At 41.7% G+C, this 18,471-nt stretch carries 11 protein-coding genes; all 11 read left to right on the forward strand.

Going from position 1 to position 18,471, the window contains the following annotated elements; all coding sequences use genetic code 11:
- The first annotated feature begins 121 nt into the window (after positions 1-121).
- The 11 genes from RT138_RS15510 to RT138_RS15560 all read left to right on the forward strand — a co-directional run bounded on the left by RT138_RS15510 (position 122) and on the right by RT138_RS15560 (position 18,414).
- Positions 122-4,426 carry a CusA/CzcA family heavy metal efflux RND transporter gene (locus RT138_RS15510; RefSeq protein WP_237235625.1) on the forward strand — a complete coding sequence of 1,435 codons (4,305 nt, stop codon included), beginning with the start codon at positions 122-124 and terminating at the stop codon, positions 4,424-4,426.
- An 8-nt stretch (positions 4,427-4,434) separates the two neighbouring features.
- Positions 4,435-5,691 (forward strand): efflux RND transporter periplasmic adaptor subunit, encoded by a 1,257-nt coding sequence (locus tag RT138_RS15515; protein ID WP_148917758.1) that lies wholly within the window; start codon positions 4,435-4,437, stop codon positions 5,689-5,691.
- 11 nt (positions 5,692-5,702) lie between these two features.
- The gene (locus tag RT138_RS15520; protein ID WP_094258248.1) at positions 5,703-6,125 is read left to right on the forward strand and encodes a Fur family transcriptional regulator; all 423 of its coding nucleotides are present in this window, start codon (positions 5,703-5,705) and stop codon (positions 6,123-6,125) included.
- A complete protein-coding gene (locus RT138_RS15525) occupies positions 6,092-6,892 on the forward strand; it encodes a transglutaminase family protein (protein ID WP_313191403.1) in 801 nt (266 codons plus the stop codon). The genes RT138_RS15520 and RT138_RS15525 overlap by 34 nt, the downstream gene beginning before the upstream one ends.
- A gap of 5 nt (positions 6,893-6,897) precedes the next feature.
- Positions 6,898-8,931 carry a heavy metal translocating P-type ATPase gene (locus tag RT138_RS15530; protein WP_148917760.1) on the forward strand — a complete coding sequence of 678 codons (2,034 nt, stop codon included), beginning with the start codon at positions 6,898-6,900 and terminating at the stop codon, positions 8,929-8,931.
- A gap of 877 nt (positions 8,932-9,808) precedes the next feature.
- The gene (locus RT138_RS15535) at positions 9,809-10,375 is read left to right on the forward strand and encodes a DUF3347 domain-containing protein (protein ID WP_237235626.1); all 567 of its coding nucleotides are present in this window, start codon (positions 9,809-9,811) and stop codon (positions 10,373-10,375) included.
- Between the two features lie 9 nt (positions 10,376-10,384).
- Positions 10,385-10,810, forward strand: coding sequence for a hypothetical protein (locus RT138_RS15540; protein WP_148917761.1), 426 nt, complete (start codon positions 10,385-10,387; stop codon positions 10,808-10,810).
- Positions 10,811-10,828: 18 nt separating this feature from the next.
- Positions 10,829-11,407, forward strand: coding sequence for a DUF3347 domain-containing protein (locus tag RT138_RS15545; RefSeq protein ID WP_313191404.1), 579 nt, complete (start codon positions 10,829-10,831; stop codon positions 11,405-11,407).
- A 93-nt stretch (positions 11,408-11,500) separates the two neighbouring features.
- Complete coding sequence (locus tag RT138_RS15550; RefSeq protein ID WP_148917763.1) at positions 11,501-15,352, forward strand: efflux RND transporter permease subunit; 3,852 nt, start codon at positions 11,501-11,503, stop codon at positions 15,350-15,352.
- Positions 15,339-16,805, forward strand: coding sequence for a TolC family protein (locus tag RT138_RS15555; protein ID WP_148917764.1), 1,467 nt, complete (start codon positions 15,339-15,341; stop codon positions 16,803-16,805). Before RT138_RS15550 ends, RT138_RS15555 begins: the two co-directional genes overlap by 14 nt.
- A 25-nt stretch (positions 16,806-16,830) precedes the next feature.
- Complete coding sequence (locus RT138_RS15560) at positions 16,831-18,414, forward strand: efflux RND transporter periplasmic adaptor subunit (protein WP_148917765.1); 1,584 nt, start codon at positions 16,831-16,833, stop codon at positions 18,412-18,414.
- The last annotated feature ends 57 nt before the right edge of the window (positions 18,415-18,471 follow it).

Consider the following 18,471-nt stretch of genomic DNA (forward strand, 5'->3'; position numbering starts at 1 on the left):
TATATTCCCTAAAAACATAATCATTATGATTTTATCATTATTTATCCATCATTAATCATCACAAAAAGTGTTAAATAACATTATAAAATTCTCTATAAAGAATAAGTTCATTATAGGATTAATGACCTTATTACTCATCATTTGGGGGGTATGGAGTGCCACGAAAATCCCCATTGATGCCCAACCTGACATTACAAACAATCAGGTTCAGATTATTACCCTGTCACCAACATTAGCAGGACAGGAGGTGGAGCAACTGGTTACATTTCCTGTAGAGCAAAGTATCGTCAATCTTCCCAAAGTAGAAGAAATAAGAAGTGTTTCGAGGTTTGGACTATCTGTTGTAACCGTAGTGTTTCAAGACAATGTCGATATTTATTTTGCAAGACAGTTGGTAAGCCAACAGCTGAAAGAAGCACAAGACCAGATACCTGATGGAGTTGGAACGCCTGAACTTGCTCCTGTCAGTACAGGTCTTGGCGAAGTCTACCAATACATTCTCCATCCCAAACAAGGAAGCGAAGATAAATATTCTGCAATGGATTTACGGACAATGCAGGATTGGATTGTCGCCAGACAACTTTACGGTACTCCGGGAATTGCAGAAGTTAATAGTTTCGGCGGTCTGCTCAAACAATACGAGGTATCCGTTGACCCTAACCGCATCAAAGCGATGGACGTCAGTATCTCCGATATTTTTACTGCACTCGAAAACAACAACCAAAATACCGGAGGCGCTTATATTGATAAGAAACCCAATGCATACTTCATTCGGGGAATTGGTTTAGTCACTTCACTGGAAGATGTAGGTAATATTGTTGTTAAAAATACGGAAAGTGTTCCGGTATTCATCAAAGATGTAGCAAAAGTACAATTTGGTCACGCTACCCGATACGGAGCAATGACCTATAACGGCGAAGTAGATGCTGTGGGAGGTATTGTAATGATGCTCAAGGGAGAAAACACTGCTACGGTCGTAAAAAACATCAAAGAAAAAATACCGGTTATCCAACAATCTCTACCCGATGATGTGGTCATAGAACCTTATTTGGATAGAATGAACCTGGTAGATAGAGCGATAAGTACTGTCGAAAAAAACCTAATTGAAGGTGCATTAATCGTAATATTTGTATTGATTATCTTCTTAGGGAATTTCAGGGCAGGTTTAATCGTCGCATCAGCTATACCGTTATCAATGCTTTTTGCATTGGGAATGATGAGGTTATTTGGCGTAAGTGCCAACCTGATGAGTTTGGGAGCTATTGATTTCGGATTGATAGTGGACGGTTCGCTGATCGTTGTTGAAGCCACAATGCACCATTTGGGCTTACGGAAATCCACTCAAAAACTTACGCAGGCAGAAATGGACGAGGAGGTGTATGAATCTGCAAGAAAAATCCGTACGAGTGCAGCATTTGGAGAAATCATTATCCTCATTGTTTATATTCCTATCCTTACTTTGGTCGGCATAGAAGGAAAAATGTTTACGCCAATGGCGCAGACCGTAAGTTTCGCCATTTTGGGAGCTTTGATTTTGTCCTTTACCTATATCCCGATGATGAGTGCCTTGTGTCTGTCTAAAAAACCGATTACCAAAAGGAATTTTTCAGACAAAATGATGGACTATCTTCAAGGGGTTTATAAGCCTTTGTTAGAAAAAGCCATTCGGATAAAATATGTGATTATTGCGGTTGCCGTCGGACTTTTTACCATTAGTATATTCCTTTTTTCACGGATGGGCGGAGAGTTCCTGCCAACATTGGGCGAGGGCGATTTTGCTTTCCATTGTATTTTGCCGCAAGGAACATCCTTAAGCCAAAGTCTGGAAACCTCTATGCAGGCATCTAAGATAATCAAGGAGTTTGACGAAGTAAAAATGGTTGTAGGAAAAACGGGGGCTGCCGAAGTACCGACAGACCCGATGCCGCCCGAAGCGACCGACCTGATGATTATTCTTAAACCACAGGACGAATGGAAAACAAAGAAATCGTATGACGAACTTTCCAATGAAATGATGGAGAAACTCGAAGTTATTCCCGGTGTATTCTTTGAAGCCAACCAGCCGATACAGATGAGGTTTAATGAACTGATGACGGGTATCAGGCAAGATGTAGCTGTGAAAATATTCGGAGAGAACCTCGACAGTTTGTTGATTTATGCCAATAAAGCCAATGCCATTATTCAAACGGTAGAGGGTGCAACCGCTCCGCAGGTAGAACGGATAGCAGGTCTTCCACAGATTAATATCGAATACGACCGTACCCGAATAGCCAACTATGGCTTGAATGTACAGGAGATAAACGATATTGTCAGTACTGCGTTTGCAGGTAAATCAGCAGGCGTGGTTTATGAAAATGAGCGTAGATTTGATTTGGTGGTACGGCTTGATGAAGAACACCGCAGTTCTATTGAGGATGTGAGCAATCTGTTTATTCCACTTCCAAACGGAGAGCAGGTTCCACTTTCGCAGGTTGCCAACATTGACTATAAATTAGGTCCTGCACAAATCAGCCGTGAAGGAGGAAAACGAAGGATATATGTCGGATTTAATGTACAAGGGCGGGATGTAGCAAGTGTTGTAGAAGAAATTCAGGATAAGTTGGCTGAACAGGTTAAGCTACCGACAGGATATTATTTTACCTATGGCGGTCAGTTTGAGAACCTCCAAAAAGCTACTGACAGATTACTGATTGCAGTACCTATCGCCCTGCTTTTGATTTTTATCTTATTGTACTTCACGTTTCATTCGTTCAAGGAAGCCGTTTTGGTCTATACAGCTATCCCGATGAGTGCCATTGGAGGTGTGTTTGCCCTATTGTTGAGGGATATGCCATTCAGCATATCAGCAGGTGTAGGGTTTATCGCTTTGTTTGGTGTTGCTGTTCTGAACGGGATTGTACTGATTTCCACATTCAACAGATTGGAAAAAGAGGGTTGGAACGAGATTATCCCGAGAATTATCGAGGGGGCTAAAACAAGACTAAGACCCGTATTAATGACAGCGTCGGTAGCAAGTTTAGGTTTCTTACCGATGGCATTGAGTACAAGTGCGGGTGCAGAAGTACAAAAACCGTTGGCAACGGTCGTTATCGGCGGATTGATGTCAGCAACGGCATTGACGTTATTCGTACTGCCTTTACTATACCTCGTATTTATGAGAAATCATAAGCCTACAAAAAATAATAAAATGAAAGCCATAACACCTATATTGTTACTGTTTACGTTCTTAGGCTTTTCTCAAACCAGTAATGCACAAAATCCTGTAAACGTAGATAGAGCTATCGAAATAGCTATGGAAAATAACCCTCAGCTCCGTTCCAAAAAATTGGAGATTCAATCTACCCAAAGTTTGAGTAAGACAGCATATGAGCTACCGAAAACCGATTTAAATTTCCAATATGGGAATACAGATGGATTTGAGTACAATGACGGTTTCCAAATTTCGCAGACTATACCCTTTCCAACACTTTTTGGGGTAAAGAAAAACCTTGTCAAAGAGCAAGTCAAAGGGCAGGAATGGTCAAAGGCTCTGACAGAAAATGAGCTAAGAAAGCAGGTAAGAACATATTATTATCAGTTAGCGTATCTGGAACATAATGCTTCGGTATTGAAGTATTTGGATAGTATTTATGCAGACTTTATCCGTGTGGCGGAGCTGCGTTATAAAACAGGAGATATAGGGCGGATAGAAGTCAGTACGGCTGTTACCAAAAAGGGGGAAATCAATATATTGCTCCAGCAAAATGAGGTCTTCAGGCAAAATGCCTATCAGAATCTTAAAAACCTGATGCAGACAAAGGAAGATTTTGCCATTGAACCCAAATCAGACTATGAACCATTACTTTTGACTTCTTTCATAGACAGTTCAGCTATTGAAAACCACCCAAGCATCCAGCTATTGTATCAGGAGGCTAAAATCGCTGAACAGAACAAGAAGTTGGAACGGGCAAACAGCCTGCCTGATTTTACGTTCGGTTATAATAATATATCGCTGATAGGAATGCACAGTAGAAACGGCGTGGAACAATTTTACGGCAGAGGACAGCGGTTCAGTTTTGTTGATGTAGGCATAACCATTCCACTCTTTACTACGACCAGAGCGAAAATCCGTTCCCTTGATTATCAAAAACAATCATTGGAACTGAATGCCCAATGGCAACAACAGCAGCTAAAAACGGAGTTGGCAAATGCCCTGAAACAATATGAACAGAATGTTTCACAGTTTACCTATTTCAAGGAGCAGGCACTTCCGAATGCTGATGAAATCATCAATGCGGCAAAGTTAGGGTACAGTACCGGAGATATTTCGTATGTGGAATACCTCTTTGCATTGCAGACAACAACCGATATTCAGCTTAATTATTTAAAGAGCATACAGCAAATCAATGAGGCTGTAACGCTTATCCATTCATTAATCAGCAAATAATACAATATATGAAACGTATCATAAATAATATAGTTTTCAGCGTTTTTGTCCTCGTAGCAATCTTTGCTTTGAACGCTTGTACAAATAAACATACGGAGGGCGACGGACATAATCACGGTACAGAAGCAGCAACAACGGACGAACACGAAGAAGAAAATGTTGCCGTGCTGACCGATGAGCAGATGAAAGCCGTAGGTGTTGAAATCGGTTCAATTGAACAGAAGCAATTATCCAAAACATTGAAAGCCAACGGAGCATTAAGAGTTCCCAACAGCAACAAGGCGAATGCAACCTCGTTGTTTGGTGGTGTTATCAAATCCCTCAATGTGGAGATAGGCGATTTCGTAAAAAAAGGTCAGGTCATCGCCACTATTTCCAATCCGGAATTCATACAATTACAGGAAGAATACCTAAGCATCAATAGCAGGATAGAATTTGCAGAGCAGGAAGTTGCAAGACAAAGAGAGCTGAACGAGGGAAATGCAGGTGCAAAGAAAAACCTGCAAAGTGCCACATCTGAATTGAACACGTTGAGAACACGAAAAGCATCGTTACAACAACAAATCCAAATGATGGGCATTAATCCGGCTTCCCTGTCAAATTCCAGCCTTAAATCCTCGTTGGTCGTTACAAGTCCGATAGGCGGTACGGTAAGTAACGTTTTTGCCAAAATCGGAAGCTATGTAGATGTGTCTTCGCCTATTGCCGAAATAATAGAGAACACAGCATTGCACTTGGACTTACAGGTTTATGAAAAAGATATTCCCCTAATCAAAATAGGTCAGAAAATAGATTTTGTCGTAACCAACAACCCCAATAAGACCCATTCTGCCGAAGTTTATAGTATAGGTTCATCTTTTAGCGGAGAGAGCAAAACCATTGCCGTTCACAGCAGAATTACCGGAGATAAAACAGGATTGATTGACGGAATGAGCATAACCGGAAATGTAAGTTTAGATGATGTATTAAGTACGGCTGTACCCAACGAAGCGGTTGTCAATGCAGACGGGAAATATTACATCTTTTTGGTCAAGGAGCAGGAAGAAGAACCGCACGACCATAAAGAAGATGAGGCTCACGACCACGGTTCGGAAAATGGAACTCAATTTACAAGAATGGAGGTCGTTAAAGGTGCTTCTCAATTGGGTTACACGGCGATAACGCCTGTAAATGAAATTCCACACGGTACACATATCGTGATAAAAGGTGCGTTTTTTGTGAATGCAAAAATGAATGATACCGGAGAACACGGTCACGCTCACTAAAATGGTATATAATGAAAAAAAGCATTGAACAAAAGCTGTTGTCAAAGAACACCAATCCGACCAGTATGCGGATATTGGTATATGATTTCTTGGAGCAACAGCAGACAGCGATGTCCTTATCTGAAATCGAAAGTCATTTCTATAAAGCAGACAGGGTTACGATTTACAGGACTTTGAAAACTTTCGAGGAAAAAGGCATTGTACACAGTATTCAGGAGAACACTACCGTTAAGTATATTTTGTGTCACGATGGGTGTGATGAAGAAACACACAAAGATTGGCACTTACATTTCTATTGTAAAATCTGTAAACAGACAACCTGTAAGGAGGATTTTATAATACCGCAGAATGGAAACCAAAATTACCGTATTGACGAAATAAAACTATTTGGTAAAGGTATTTGCGAGAACTGTTTAAAGGAGAGTTTGCAATAGCATTGCAGGCTCTTCCTGTGTATCTTTGTCATAAATATAAATGTGTTATGGATAACTATCTTAAAGAAACAAAAATCCTTGACTACTCAAACGTTTCTATACAAGAGCTATTGGAACAAAGAGGGTGGAAAGATTTGGGCAATGTTTCAAGAGTTAAAGCCATTTACAATTTTGTCAGGGATGAAATAAAATTTGGCTACAATGTTTCGGACGATATACCTGCATCAGATATATTGCAGGATGGCTATGGACAGTGCAATACCAAAGCGACTTTGCTAATGACGTTATTAAGAGCAACGGGAATACCTAACCGCATTCACGGTTTTACCATTGACAAAGCCTTGCAAAAAGGAGCTATTACGGGTATTTGGTACAAACTTTCGCCTCAAAACATCTTACATAGCTGGGTAGAAGTATGGGTAAATGAACAGTGGTATTTTTTAGAAGGTGTGATTTTGGATAAACCCTATCTCACCAAATTGCAGGAGCAGAACAGCGATTGCAAAACCACATTTTGTGGTTTCGGGGTTTATACCGATAATTTTGAGAACCCACCGATTGAATGGAACCTCAACAATACGTTTATTCAGGATAAGGGCATCAATCAGGACTTTGGCGTTTTTGATACACCCGATGAATTTTATTCTAAGCATCAGCAAAAGCTAAATGCGTTAAAGCGATTTGTTTTTCAGTATATCGTGAGGTATATAATGAATAATAACGTAGAAATAATAAGAAATAAAAGTGTAAAGAACCTAAAAAATTAAAGGCTATGACAAATACAGACAAAAATCATAAGCATACGTATGATGCACAAGGCAAAATGACTTGTTGCACGCTGGAAGAAAAAATTTACACCGAAGCAGGTGCAAAAGAGCTGGTAAATGAAAAGCATCAACACGACCACGGCGATGATGAAGGACACGACCACAGTCATAGTGAGAGTAGTCCAATTAAAATGTTTTTGCCGAGTATAATATCATTGGTATTGTTGCTTGCTGCCATAGCATTTGATCATTGGCTTCCACAGCAATGGTTTACGGGTTGGGTAAGGATTATTTGGTATGTGGTTGCGTATGCTCCCGTTGGGTTTCCTGTATTGACAGATGCCGTGAAAAGCATCAGAAAAGGGGAAATCTTTTCAGAGTTCTTTTTAATGGGCATTGCCACCATCGGGGCATTTGCCATTGGCGAATATCCCGAGGGCGTTGCCGTGATGTTGTTTTATGCTGTTGGAGAAGTTTTTCAGACAATGGCGGTTTCCAGAGCCAAAGCAAATATCAAATCATTGCTCGACCAAAGACCTGATGAGGTAACGGTTTTAAGAAACGACCAACCCCTAACTGTAAAGGCGGAAACCGTGAATATCGGCGAAATAATACAATTGAAACCGGGAGAAAAATTAGGTTTGGACGGAGAATTATTGTCTGAAACGGCATCGTTCAACACCTCAGCACTCACAGGCGAAAGCAAACCCGACACCAAAGCCAAAGGCGAAACGGTTTTGGCAGGTATGATAAACCTTAATACCGTTGCACAAGTGCAGGTCACAACCGCATATATGGATAGTAAGTTGAGTAAAATTTTGGAATTGGTACAAAATGCTACTTCACAAAAAGCACCAACGGAATTATTTATCCGCAAGTTTGCGAAAATATATACCCCTATAGTGGTACTGTTAGCGGTCGCTATCTGTGTGCTGCCTTACTTTTTCGTAGCTGATTATGAGTTTAGGGATTGGTTGTACAGGGCTTTGGTATTCTTAGTTATTTCTTGTCCTTGTGCCTTAGTAATCAGTATTCCATTGGGTTATTTCGGTGGCATTGGAGCAGCGAGCAAAAACGGAATACTGTTCAAAGGAAGTAACTTTTTAGATAGCCTTTCCAATATCCAAAATGTGGTAATGGATAAAACGGGTACAATGACAGAGGGCGTTTTCAAGGTTCAGGAAGTGGTATTTGACAAAGCGTTCAATCAAGACGAAATCCTGCAATTGGTCAATGTATTGGAAAGCCACAGTACGCACCCCGTAGCGACAGCTATTCACGAATACGTGGGGGAACTGGATAGTACGATCCACTTAGAAAATACAGAGGAAATCGCAGGACACGGGTTGAAATCAACCGTAAATGGTAAAGACTTGTTGGTTGGAAATTTCAAGCTGATGAACAAGTTTGGAATACAATACGACTTAGATCCGAACAGCATCGTTTATACGACCATTGCCGTTGCTTACGATAACAAATTTGTCGGTTACATTACGATTGCCGACAGTATCAAAGAAGATGCAGAGAAAACCATCCGTTTATTGCATAAACTCAATGTGAAAGCAACTATGCTTAGCGGAGATAAAAGTACAGTGGTAAAGTATGTAGCGGAGCAGTTGGGGATAGATAATGCTTTTGGGGATTTATTGCCCGAAGATAAAGTAAACAGGGTTAAAGAAATTAAAGCCAAAGGCGAAAGCGTTGCTTTCGTCGGCGACGGCGTGAACGATGCTCCCGTTGTGGCGTTGAGCGACGTAGGTATCGCAATGGGCGGTTTGGGAAGCGATGCCACTATTGAAACGGCAGATGTGGTCATACAAGACGATAAGCCGAGCAAAATCCCAATGGCAATCAATATTGGAAAAAAGACAAAGAAAATCGTTTGGCAAAATATCACATTGGCATTTGTGGTAAAAGGAATTGTATTGGTGCTTGGTGCAGGTGGATTGGCTACAATGTGGGAAGCCGTTTTTGCTGATGTGGGCGTGGCGTTATTGGCTATTCTTAATGCGGTACGAATACAGCGGATGAAATTTTAAAGGACGTCAATTTATAAGTATTGAAAAGAAAACAGAAAATACGCAAAAAGAAATATATAAAGGTATTCAACCGAAGCGACTTAATGTCTTTGGACATCAGTGACGACAACCTTGTTGATGTAAGAACCATTTATATAGGTTGAAGCATGCTTCTGAAAACCCCGTAACCGGGCGTATGGGTGTATTCGATATTATTGAGTGAAAGATTTAAAAGAACACTAGCAGGAAATGTAACTGACACTATAATGCTCATGGAATAAAAATAAATGGCGGATAAGAGAAACTTATCTGCCATTTATTTCAAAAAAAACGAACCGGTTTGAAAAATATCATTATCTTTGCAATAGTTTTTTTGTTTTTTACATGTTAAAAAGGATAAACATATTAATGATTATATGCTTATTGGGCTTTTTTATAATCCCAATGCAATCCTATGCGTGTAAATCGCATTCCAAAGAAATTGTTATCAAGGAGAAGTCATGTTGCAGTGCCAACAAGCAGCATCATTCAGAAGATCAATGTGAGAAAGACTGCTGTAAGTCTAAGGATGACACGAGCAATGAATGCTCTGGAAATTGTGGACCTACGTCCTGCCACAGCTCTTCTAATAGTTTTTCTGCAACACCCCCATTTTTTAGGAACGCTCAAAATCCTGTTTTTTCTAAAAGTAAAAAACCATACCCTTTATACAAAGAACCCTTTTATTCTACAGGGGAATCTTCCATTTGGCAACCGCCTAAAATAAGTTAAATTAGTACTGTATAGCCATAGGTGTGCGAAATCGGTTGATTTTGCACCTATCCGCAATACATGTTTTATTAAAAGCCAGATCTGGCTTTTGATTATTTACCATTTTTAATACTTAATAAGGTTCCAAATGAAATCAATATCAAAAATATTGATGGTAATCACCGTATTACTATCCGCAGCAAACAGCTTTGCGCAAAACCAGAACGAGCAACATCACTACCATGGTGGAACAGCTCAAGCAAAGAATATTCCATCACAAAATTTATCACAATTACATGCCGTATTTGACAAGTATTTTTCCATAAAAGATGCTTTGGTAAACGCAGATGTAAATATAGCATCTTCAAATGCTACTGAATTAGCCACAGTTATTAAAACAGTGGATATGGGTGAACTTTCTCCCAAAGAGCATACCGTATGGATGAAGGTCATGAAGGAACTGTCTTTAAACACAGAAAACATCTCGAAATCGAAAGACGTCGTAAAGCAACGGAGGGTATTTGCCCTACTTTCTAAGAATGTCTATGAATTGGCAAACGCATCAAAGCAAAAAACAACTATGTACTACCAAAACTGCCCGATGTACAACGATGGCAAAGGTGCAACTTGGTTAAGTAAAAGTACGGATATCAAAAACCCGTATTACGGTTCAAAAATGCTGACCTGCGGTAGTACTATTGAAAAATTAAATTAGTCAGCCATTATGAGATATCTATTGATTGGGATCGTTACTTCTATTGTAGTCATATTTAGTTCATGCAACAATAACCCTACACTAAAGGTGCAAGACAATACATATACTTCAAAAAGCTCAAATACAAATACCCGTGACCACAATGCCTTTGAAATGGGCGATGTAGTTCCGTCGGAAGAGGTATGCATGGTCAACAATGAATACATGGGCAAAAAACAATTTGAGGTAAATTTTGAAGGAAAAATATATTACGGATGTTGCCAGATGTGTAAAGAACGTATTCCAAAAGATCCTTCTACACGCGTTGCCATAGATCCATTTTCCAAAAAGCAGATAGATAAAGCGACTGCTATAATAGCAATTACGGGCAACAACGGGGAAGTATCATATTTTGAAAATAATACTACATATACAAATTACATAAATCAATTTTAATTATTAAAAACAGAAATCATGACAATGAAACATTTATTTGTAGGCTTACTAGCCTCATCCGTATTGACCTTGGCAGCATGCAATGGCGCTTCTGAAAAAAAATCAGAAAGCGACGTCCATACTGAAACAACGGTATCCAACGAAAGCAACGCTGCAAGCGACCAGGGAACTTTTTCGGAACTTTTTTCCCATTACCAGCACCTGACTTTTGCTTTGTCTTCCGATAATGATAAAGAAGCCGCAAATGCAGCTAAAGGCATGCTGGAAGCACTCCCCAAGATTAATACCGAGGGCTTTAGTGCAGAACAGAAAAGCACCTTCGATGACATCGCTGCTGATATTCAGGAACATTCGGAGCACATAGGTGATAACATAGGCAATATCGCTCATCAAAGAGAACATTTAGTGATCCTGAGCAAGGATTTTTATGATATAACAAAAGAATTCGGCACCGAAAAGCCCATGTACAAGATTTTTTGCTCGATGTACGATGACAACAAAGGAGCATATTGGTTAAGCGATAGCAAAGAGGTCAAAAACCCTTACTATGGTGCGGATATGCTAACATGCGGTAAAGTTCAGGAAGAACTGAAGTAAAAACTCTGATTAAGATTTGAAATTAAAATATCAGGTACCGGTCGATTTCTGTAGGCTGGTATCTGATATTAAAATGTAAACAATGTATATGTTATGCTTAACAAAATTATCAAATATTTTTTGGAGAACCGAGTAATAACACTGTTATTACTTGTGGTTGTCCTTATATGGGGGCTGATTACAGCGCCCTTTAATTGGCATCAAAATGCGTTGCCGAGCGATCCTGTGCCGGTCGATGCGATTCCGAACATTGGGGAGAACCAGCAAATTGTGGCGACCGAATGGATGGGGAGGTCTCCCAAAGATATACAGGAACAGATTACCTATCCACTCACGACCTCCTTACTGGGCATCCCCGGCGTAAAAACAATCCGCAGCAGTTCCATGTTCGGCATGTCCTTCCTCTATGTCATTTTTGAAGAAGATGTCGAGTTTTATTGGAGCCGTTCCCGTATTCTGGAAAAACTGAACTCATTGCCTGCCGGCACATTACCATCCGAGGTAACGCCTACGCTCGGACCGGATGCCACGGCTTTGGGTCAGGTCTTTTGGTATACACTGGAGGGACGTAACCCCGAAACCGGAAAACCCGCAGGAGGCTGGGATCCCGATGAGCTGCGCACGATCCAGGATTTCTATGCCAAATATAATTTGGCAGCATCAGAGGGGGTTTCCGAAGTGGCTTCCATCGGAGGTTTTGTTAAGGAATACCAAGTCGATATCAATCCGGATGCGATGCGTGCATACAATGTATCGGTAATGGATATCATGTCGGCTATCCAAAACAGCAATCTGGATATCGGTGCAGAGACAATCGAAATAAACAAAGCGGAATATTTGGTGCGCGGATTGGGTTATCTAAAAAGTGTCCAGGATCTGGAAGATGCCGTAGTGGCTGTGCGCAATAATATTCCCGTAAAGATAAAAGACGTCGGATTTGTAAATTTAGGTCCATCTACCCGACGCGGCGGATTGGATAAAGAAGGCGTGGAAGCAGTTGGCGGTGTGGTGGTAGCGCGACATGGAACCAACCCCATGGAGGTCATCAATAATGTCAAGGCGAAGATCAAAGAAATGGAGGCAGGTTTCCCTCAAAAAACATTAGAGGATGGGACTATTTCAAAAGTCACCGTCGTTCCGTTTTATGACCGCTCGGGTTTAATCCAGGAAACCATCGGGACGCTGGAAAATGCTTTAGCCCATGAAATACTGATCTGCATTATCGTTGTCATCGTCTTGGTGATCAATCTCCGCGCATCAATTCTTATATCCAGCCTCTTGCCCATCGGTGTGTTGGCGACTTTCATTATTATGAAACAGATGGATGTAGAAGCGAACATCGTTGCTCTTTCGGGTATCGCCATTGCCATTGGTGTTATGGTTGATGTTGGGATCGTCTTTATCGAGAGTATTTTGCGCCATATTGATGAAGAACGAGCTAAAGGCGTTGAAAGTAAAGGGAAAGTCTTGGTAAAATTGATTTCTCGTGCTGTGACGGAAGTTTCAGGAGCTTTGTCAACGGCAATGCTCACCACGATCATCAGCTTTTTACCTGTTTTTATGATGGAAGCACAAGAAGGTAAGTTGTTCGGTCCCTTGGCATACACCAAAACCTTTGCTTTGGTTTCAGCCTTTGTGTTAGGCATTATTATCTTGCCAACACTAGCTTATTATATATTTTCAATCCGTATCAATGGGAGTAAAGTTCGCCGGATAGCCAACTACGTTTTGGTAGTTGCCGGTATCGCTCTTTGGATCTATACAGGTGTTTTTGTCGCGTTCGCATTGACTTTGATCGGAGTCAACAACCTGTTTACACCAAGATGGAAAGGAGAAAAAATTGCCAACTACGTTAATGTAGCTATCACACTTTTTGTAGCGATGTATTACCTGACGGTTGAGTGGCTGCCACTCGGCACGCAGGCAAGCACCACACTTAACTTTGTGTTCGTGTTCTTTGCCATTGGTTCCATCCTGGGAATGTTATGGGCATTGGTGATCTATTATGAACAGATCCTGCGTTGGTCACTTTCCAACCGGTGGAAATTCATGGCCATCCCTATCATTACTTTATTATTCGGAATGTTAGCATGGATGGGCGTAGAGAAGAGTTTTGGTTTTGTTGCAAATGGCTTCGAAAAGACAGGTTGGAAATCATTTCGGGAGACTGCCTTCTGGCAAAAATCCACCGAAACATTTCCCGGTATCGGGGAGGAATTTATGCCAAGCCTCAATGAAGGTTCTTTCCTTTTGATGCCCACCAGTATGCCGCATACTGGGATTGAACAAAACCTGCAATTGATCAGAACACTTGATAAACGTATTCAAAACATACCGGAAGTCGAACTTATCGTAGGAAAATGGGGCCGTGTGAATTCTGCACTTGATCCTGCGCCCACACAGATGTTTGAAAATACGATCAATTATATCCCGGAATTTTATCTGGATGAAGACGGGCACCGTGAAAGATTCAAGGTAAACAGTTCCGGAGAATTCGTGTTGAAAGGCGACAAGACCTATGCTGTTTCCAATGGTTTCCGTTCCATACCACGCGACAGTCTGATTGAAGATAAAAGCGGAAAATTTTTCCGCAGATGGCGTCCCGAAATTAAAAAAGCCGAAGATATCTGGCAAGAGATCGTCAATGTTTCCCATCTGCCCGGATTGACTTCCGCTCCTAAGCTGCAACCGATAGAAGCGAGAATGGTGATGCTTTCTACGGGCATGAGGGCTCCGATGGGGTTAAAGGTATCGGGCCCGGATTTGGAGTCGATTGAAATCGGTGGCAAGGCCTTGGAAGCAGCGTTAAAGGATGTTCCATCTGTTATGCCATCGACCGTTTTCTACGACCGTGCTGTAGGCGCACCCTATATCGAAATCCATCTGAACCGGGATAGAATGGCCAGATACGGTATTACCGTTGCCGAGCTTCAAGAAGTAATCAGTGCGGCAGTCGGCGGTATGACGTTGACCACTACAGTCGAAGGCCGGGAACGGTTTCCCGTTCGCCTGCGCTACCCGCGAGAATTACGGGATGACCCGGATGCGTTGCGAAAAATAATCATTCCGACAGCTACAGGAGCTCAGATTCCATTGGGGGATGTGGTGGATGTTGAATATGCCAAGGGCGCTCAGATGATCCAAAGTGAAAATACCTTTTTGTTGGGTTATGTAATCTTTGATAAAAAAAGTGGCATAGCGGAAGTCGACGTAGTACACGAAGCGGATCAACTCCTAAAGGAAAAAATAGCGTCTGGAGAACTCGATTTACCCAACGGGGTGACGTATAAGTTTGCCGGAAATTATGAACAGCAAGAACGTGCCGCAAAAAGGCTAATGTTTATTATACCACTGAGTTTGTTAGCCATTTTAGTAATTCTCTACTTTCAGTTCCGAACGGTTACAGCATCGTTAATTCATTTTTCCGGTGTTTTTGTAGCACTTGCAGGTGGCTTTATTTTATTATGGCTTTACGGGCAGCCCTGGTTTATGGACTTCTCTGTCGGAGGGACAAATATGAGGGATCTGTTCCAGATGCACAGCATCAATCTCAGCATTGCCGTTTGGGTAGGATTTATCGCCCTGTTCGGACTGGCGACGAGTGATGGTGTATTAATGGGAACATACATCCACGATACATTTGAAGCACGGAACCCCAGAACAAAAGATGAAATACGGGAAGCAGTCATATACGCAGGCTTAAAGCGTGTCAGACCGGCAGCGATGACCACTGCTACAGCACTGATCGCCTTACTGCCTGTCCTGACCTCTACCGGTAAAGGTGCGGAAATCATGGTACCAATGGCCATCCCGACTTTCGGCGGCATGCTGATCCAATCCATGACCATGTTTGTAGTCCCGGTATTCCAGTGCTGGTGGAGGGAATCTGCCACGAAAAAAGAAAATAGAAAAAATAATAAAAATATAGCGAATGAAAACGAATAAGATAAATCGGTATATAACCGTGGCTGTATTAACAAGCTTAAGCATTTTTTCGCAAGCTTTAGCCCAAGACTACCCCACCGATTCGCTGTCTTATTATATACAAGTCGCAATCGAAAATAATCCGGGTGTAAAATCACAAAAGTATGCGCATGAGGCATACCTTGAAAAAATTCCGCAAGCAGGAGCATACCAAGACCCGGAATTGTCCATGGAAGCATATACGATGCCTATGGAAATTATAGGAGGGCGTTCTATTGGAAATGTAAGCTTGATGCAGATGTTCCCATGGTTTGGCACGAGAAAAGCAGCTCGCACAGAGGCTACACATATGGCCAATATGCAAGATCAACAGTATCGGGAAGCCATAAATAATCTGATCCTTCAGGTCAGCACACAGTGGTACACGATGCAAAAATTGAACGAGCAACTCAAGAATAATCAGGAAAACCAAGTGTTTCTAAAACAATTGGAACAATTGGCAATACGGAAATTCTCTGCGCCCTCAAGCACCTCACAATCAAGTGTAGCACCCGTCGTAAGCAGTAATACGCCTTCCTCACCAACCAGATCTAGTGCTTCATCGGGTATGGGAGGGATGAGTATGGGAGGAGGCAATTCAGCTCCTGCTACTAATCAGAATATGAGTATGCCGTCCGGTGGTGGCATGGGAGCAATGGAAGGTGGCTCCGGATCGGGTATGTCAGAGGTGCTTCGTATCCAATTGGAAATCGCTGAAATTGAAAATAACATTGAAAGTTTACATGCCCAGATCAAAGCCGAAAAAGCGAAATTCAATGCATTGCTGAACAGGGAAGCCAATGAAGAAGTAATGTTGGGACAAGAGATCCACAAGCTGAATTTTTTATATAGCGAGGAAGAAGCGCTGAGGGTTATTGAGACAAACAACCCCATGCTTGAAATGATTACCGAAGAAGGATTGGCATTTAAGGCAAAAGCGGAAATGGATCGGAAAATGAGTTACCCTATGATTGGTATCGGTGTGGAATACATGGTTGTGGGAAAGACGAATAATTCAATGCTGGCAATGGACGGGATGAACGGCAAGGATATGGTCATGCCCATGGTTTCAGTGAGCCTGCCACTCTTCCGTAAAAAGTACAATGCACAGCAAAACGAAAGCAGATTATGGCGAAAATCAAGCGAAGAGAACTTTAAAAACACGTTTAACGCTTTGAAAAGTGAATTTTATAGTTTCAAAAGCCAATTGGATGATGCTGAACGTGTCATGAAACTGTACGAAAAACAAACTACGCTTGCCCAAACGACATATAACCTGATCGTAAAAGAGTTTGTTACGGGTAAAAGTGACTTGACCAACGTTATTCAGGTGCAACGGCAATTATTGGATTATCAGCTAAGGAAAGCTGAGGCCCTTGCCAACTATAATACGATGGTTGTCTCGATAAAAAAATTATTAGCAGACCATAAATAATGAAATTATTTTAAAATTCTTAGCAATGAATAAACTGAAAAATATTTTTAGAAATAAGGCGGTAACTTACGGGCTTATGTTGTTGTCCGGACTACTGCTTGGCTGGGCGATATTTGGCGGAAATTCGTCCCATGATCACAGTCATGACCTTGAAATGGAAGTGACCGAGGACGGAGAAACAGTATGGACTTGCTCCATGCACCCCCAGATCAGAATGGATAAACCGGGGAAGTGCCCAATATGTGCTATGGATCTAATTCCCTTGAAATCATCCGGGGGAGGTGATGGTGTAATTGACGATGATGCCATCCAGATGTCAGAAGAAGCCATAGCATTGGCGAATATCCAGACTTCGGTTGTCGGCCACCAAGACGCTGTTAAAGACGTCCAACTGTATGGGACTATCCAGGTGGACGAACGTTTACAACAATCCCAAACATCGCATGTCAATGGACGTATTGAAAATCTTTACGTAACCTTTACCGGCGAGTCGGTAAGAGAAGGCCAGCTGATAGCCAAAATCTATTCGCCCGATTTATTGACGGCGCAGCAAGAATTGCTCGAAGCTGCAAAATTGCAGGATATGCAGCCCCTCCTATTGGATGCCGCGAAAGAGAAGCTGAGTTTATGGAAGGTGTCAGAGGATCAGATAAGCAAAATATTGACATCCAACGAAGTTTCACCCTACGTCAATATATATGCGAATACAAGTGGTGTTGTCATAGCAAAAAATGTAAACCCGGGCGATTATATCGGCCAAGGGAGCGTCTTGTACACCATTTCAAACCTTTCCAAGTTATGGGCGGTTTTTGATGCGTATGAAACAGATCTGCCATTTCTAAAGGTGGGAGATCAGTTGGAATATACTTTACAGAGTGTGCCCGGAAAAGTATATAAAGGTAGGATAGCTTTTATTAATCCAATTATTGATGCCAATTCGAGAACAGCAAAGATTAGAGTTGAAGCCGATAACCGGGATCGCAATCTCAAACCTGAAATGTATGCAACAGCAAGGATCACTGCTCCTTTAAAGGGCTACAACGATGAGTTGGTCATTCCCAAGTCGGCGGTTTTATGGACAGGGAAGCGCTCCATAGTTTACGTAAAACAGCCAAATACATCCACGCCTGCTTTTAAACTTCGGGAGATCGTCTTGGGCCCCTCATTGGGCGACCAATATGTTGTTATGTCGGGGCTGGAAAATGGCGAGGAAATCGTGACCAAGGGAGCTTTCACCGTTGATGCAAGTGCCCAGCTGGAAGGTAAAATCAGTATGATGAATAACGATGGCGCAGCATCGGCTGCCGGACATCAGCATGGCGATGCTCAAACCAATGTCAATAAGACCCATGATATGTTGAAAGTATCAGGAAATTGTGAAATGTGCAAAAGCCGGATTGAGAAAGCGGCGAAAAGTGTCAAGGGGGTGATTTCCGCAAACTGGGATGTTAATGCCAAAGTTATCCATTTGGATTTCGATTCAAAAGTAACCTCAAAAAGTGCCATAAGCAAAGCTATTGCTAATGTTGGTCACGATACAGAGCTGGACAAGGCTTCTAAAGAGACTTATGATGGTTTACCGAGTTGTTGTCTCTATGACCGGAGATAATGGTACTTGATTAATATTAGATCATGAAAAAAAACCGAAAACGAACGAAAGCATACA

Origin of the sequence: Sphingobacterium sp. (assembly GCF_032065005.1) — a bacterium.
Taxonomy (GTDB): Bacteria; Bacteroidota; Bacteroidia; order Sphingobacteriales; family Sphingobacteriaceae; genus Sphingobacterium.

Coding starts and splice junctions, on each gene's coding strand:
- RT138_RS15520 (WP_094258248.1), top strand. CDS start 5,703: ATGAAAAAAAGCATTGAACAAAAGCTGTTGTCAAAGAACACCAATCCG.
- RT138_RS15545 (WP_313191404.1), top strand. CDS start 10,829: ATGACAATGAAACATTTATTTGTAGGCTTACTAGCCTCATCCGTATTG.
- RT138_RS15540 (WP_148917761.1), top strand. CDS start 10,385: ATGAGATATCTATTGATTGGGATCGTTACTTCTATTGTAGTCATATTT.
- RT138_RS15530 (WP_148917760.1), top strand. CDS start 6,898: ATGACAAATACAGACAAAAATCATAAGCATACGTATGATGCACAAGGC.
- RT138_RS15560 (WP_148917765.1), top strand. CDS start 16,831: ATGAATAAACTGAAAAATATTTTTAGAAATAAGGCGGTAACTTACGGG.
- RT138_RS15515 (WP_148917758.1), top strand. CDS start 4,435: ATGAAACGTATCATAAATAATATAGTTTTCAGCGTTTTTGTCCTCGTA.
- RT138_RS15555 (WP_148917764.1), top strand. CDS start 15,339: ATGAAAACGAATAAGATAAATCGGTATATAACCGTGGCTGTATTAACA.
- RT138_RS15550 (WP_148917763.1), top strand. CDS start 11,501: ATGCTTAACAAAATTATCAAATATTTTTTGGAGAACCGAGTAATAACA.
- RT138_RS15510 (WP_237235625.1), top strand. CDS start 122: ATGACCTTATTACTCATCATTTGGGGGGTATGGAGTGCCACGAAAATC.
- RT138_RS15535 (WP_237235626.1), top strand. CDS start 9,809: ATGAAATCAATATCAAAAATATTGATGGTAATCACCGTATTACTATCC.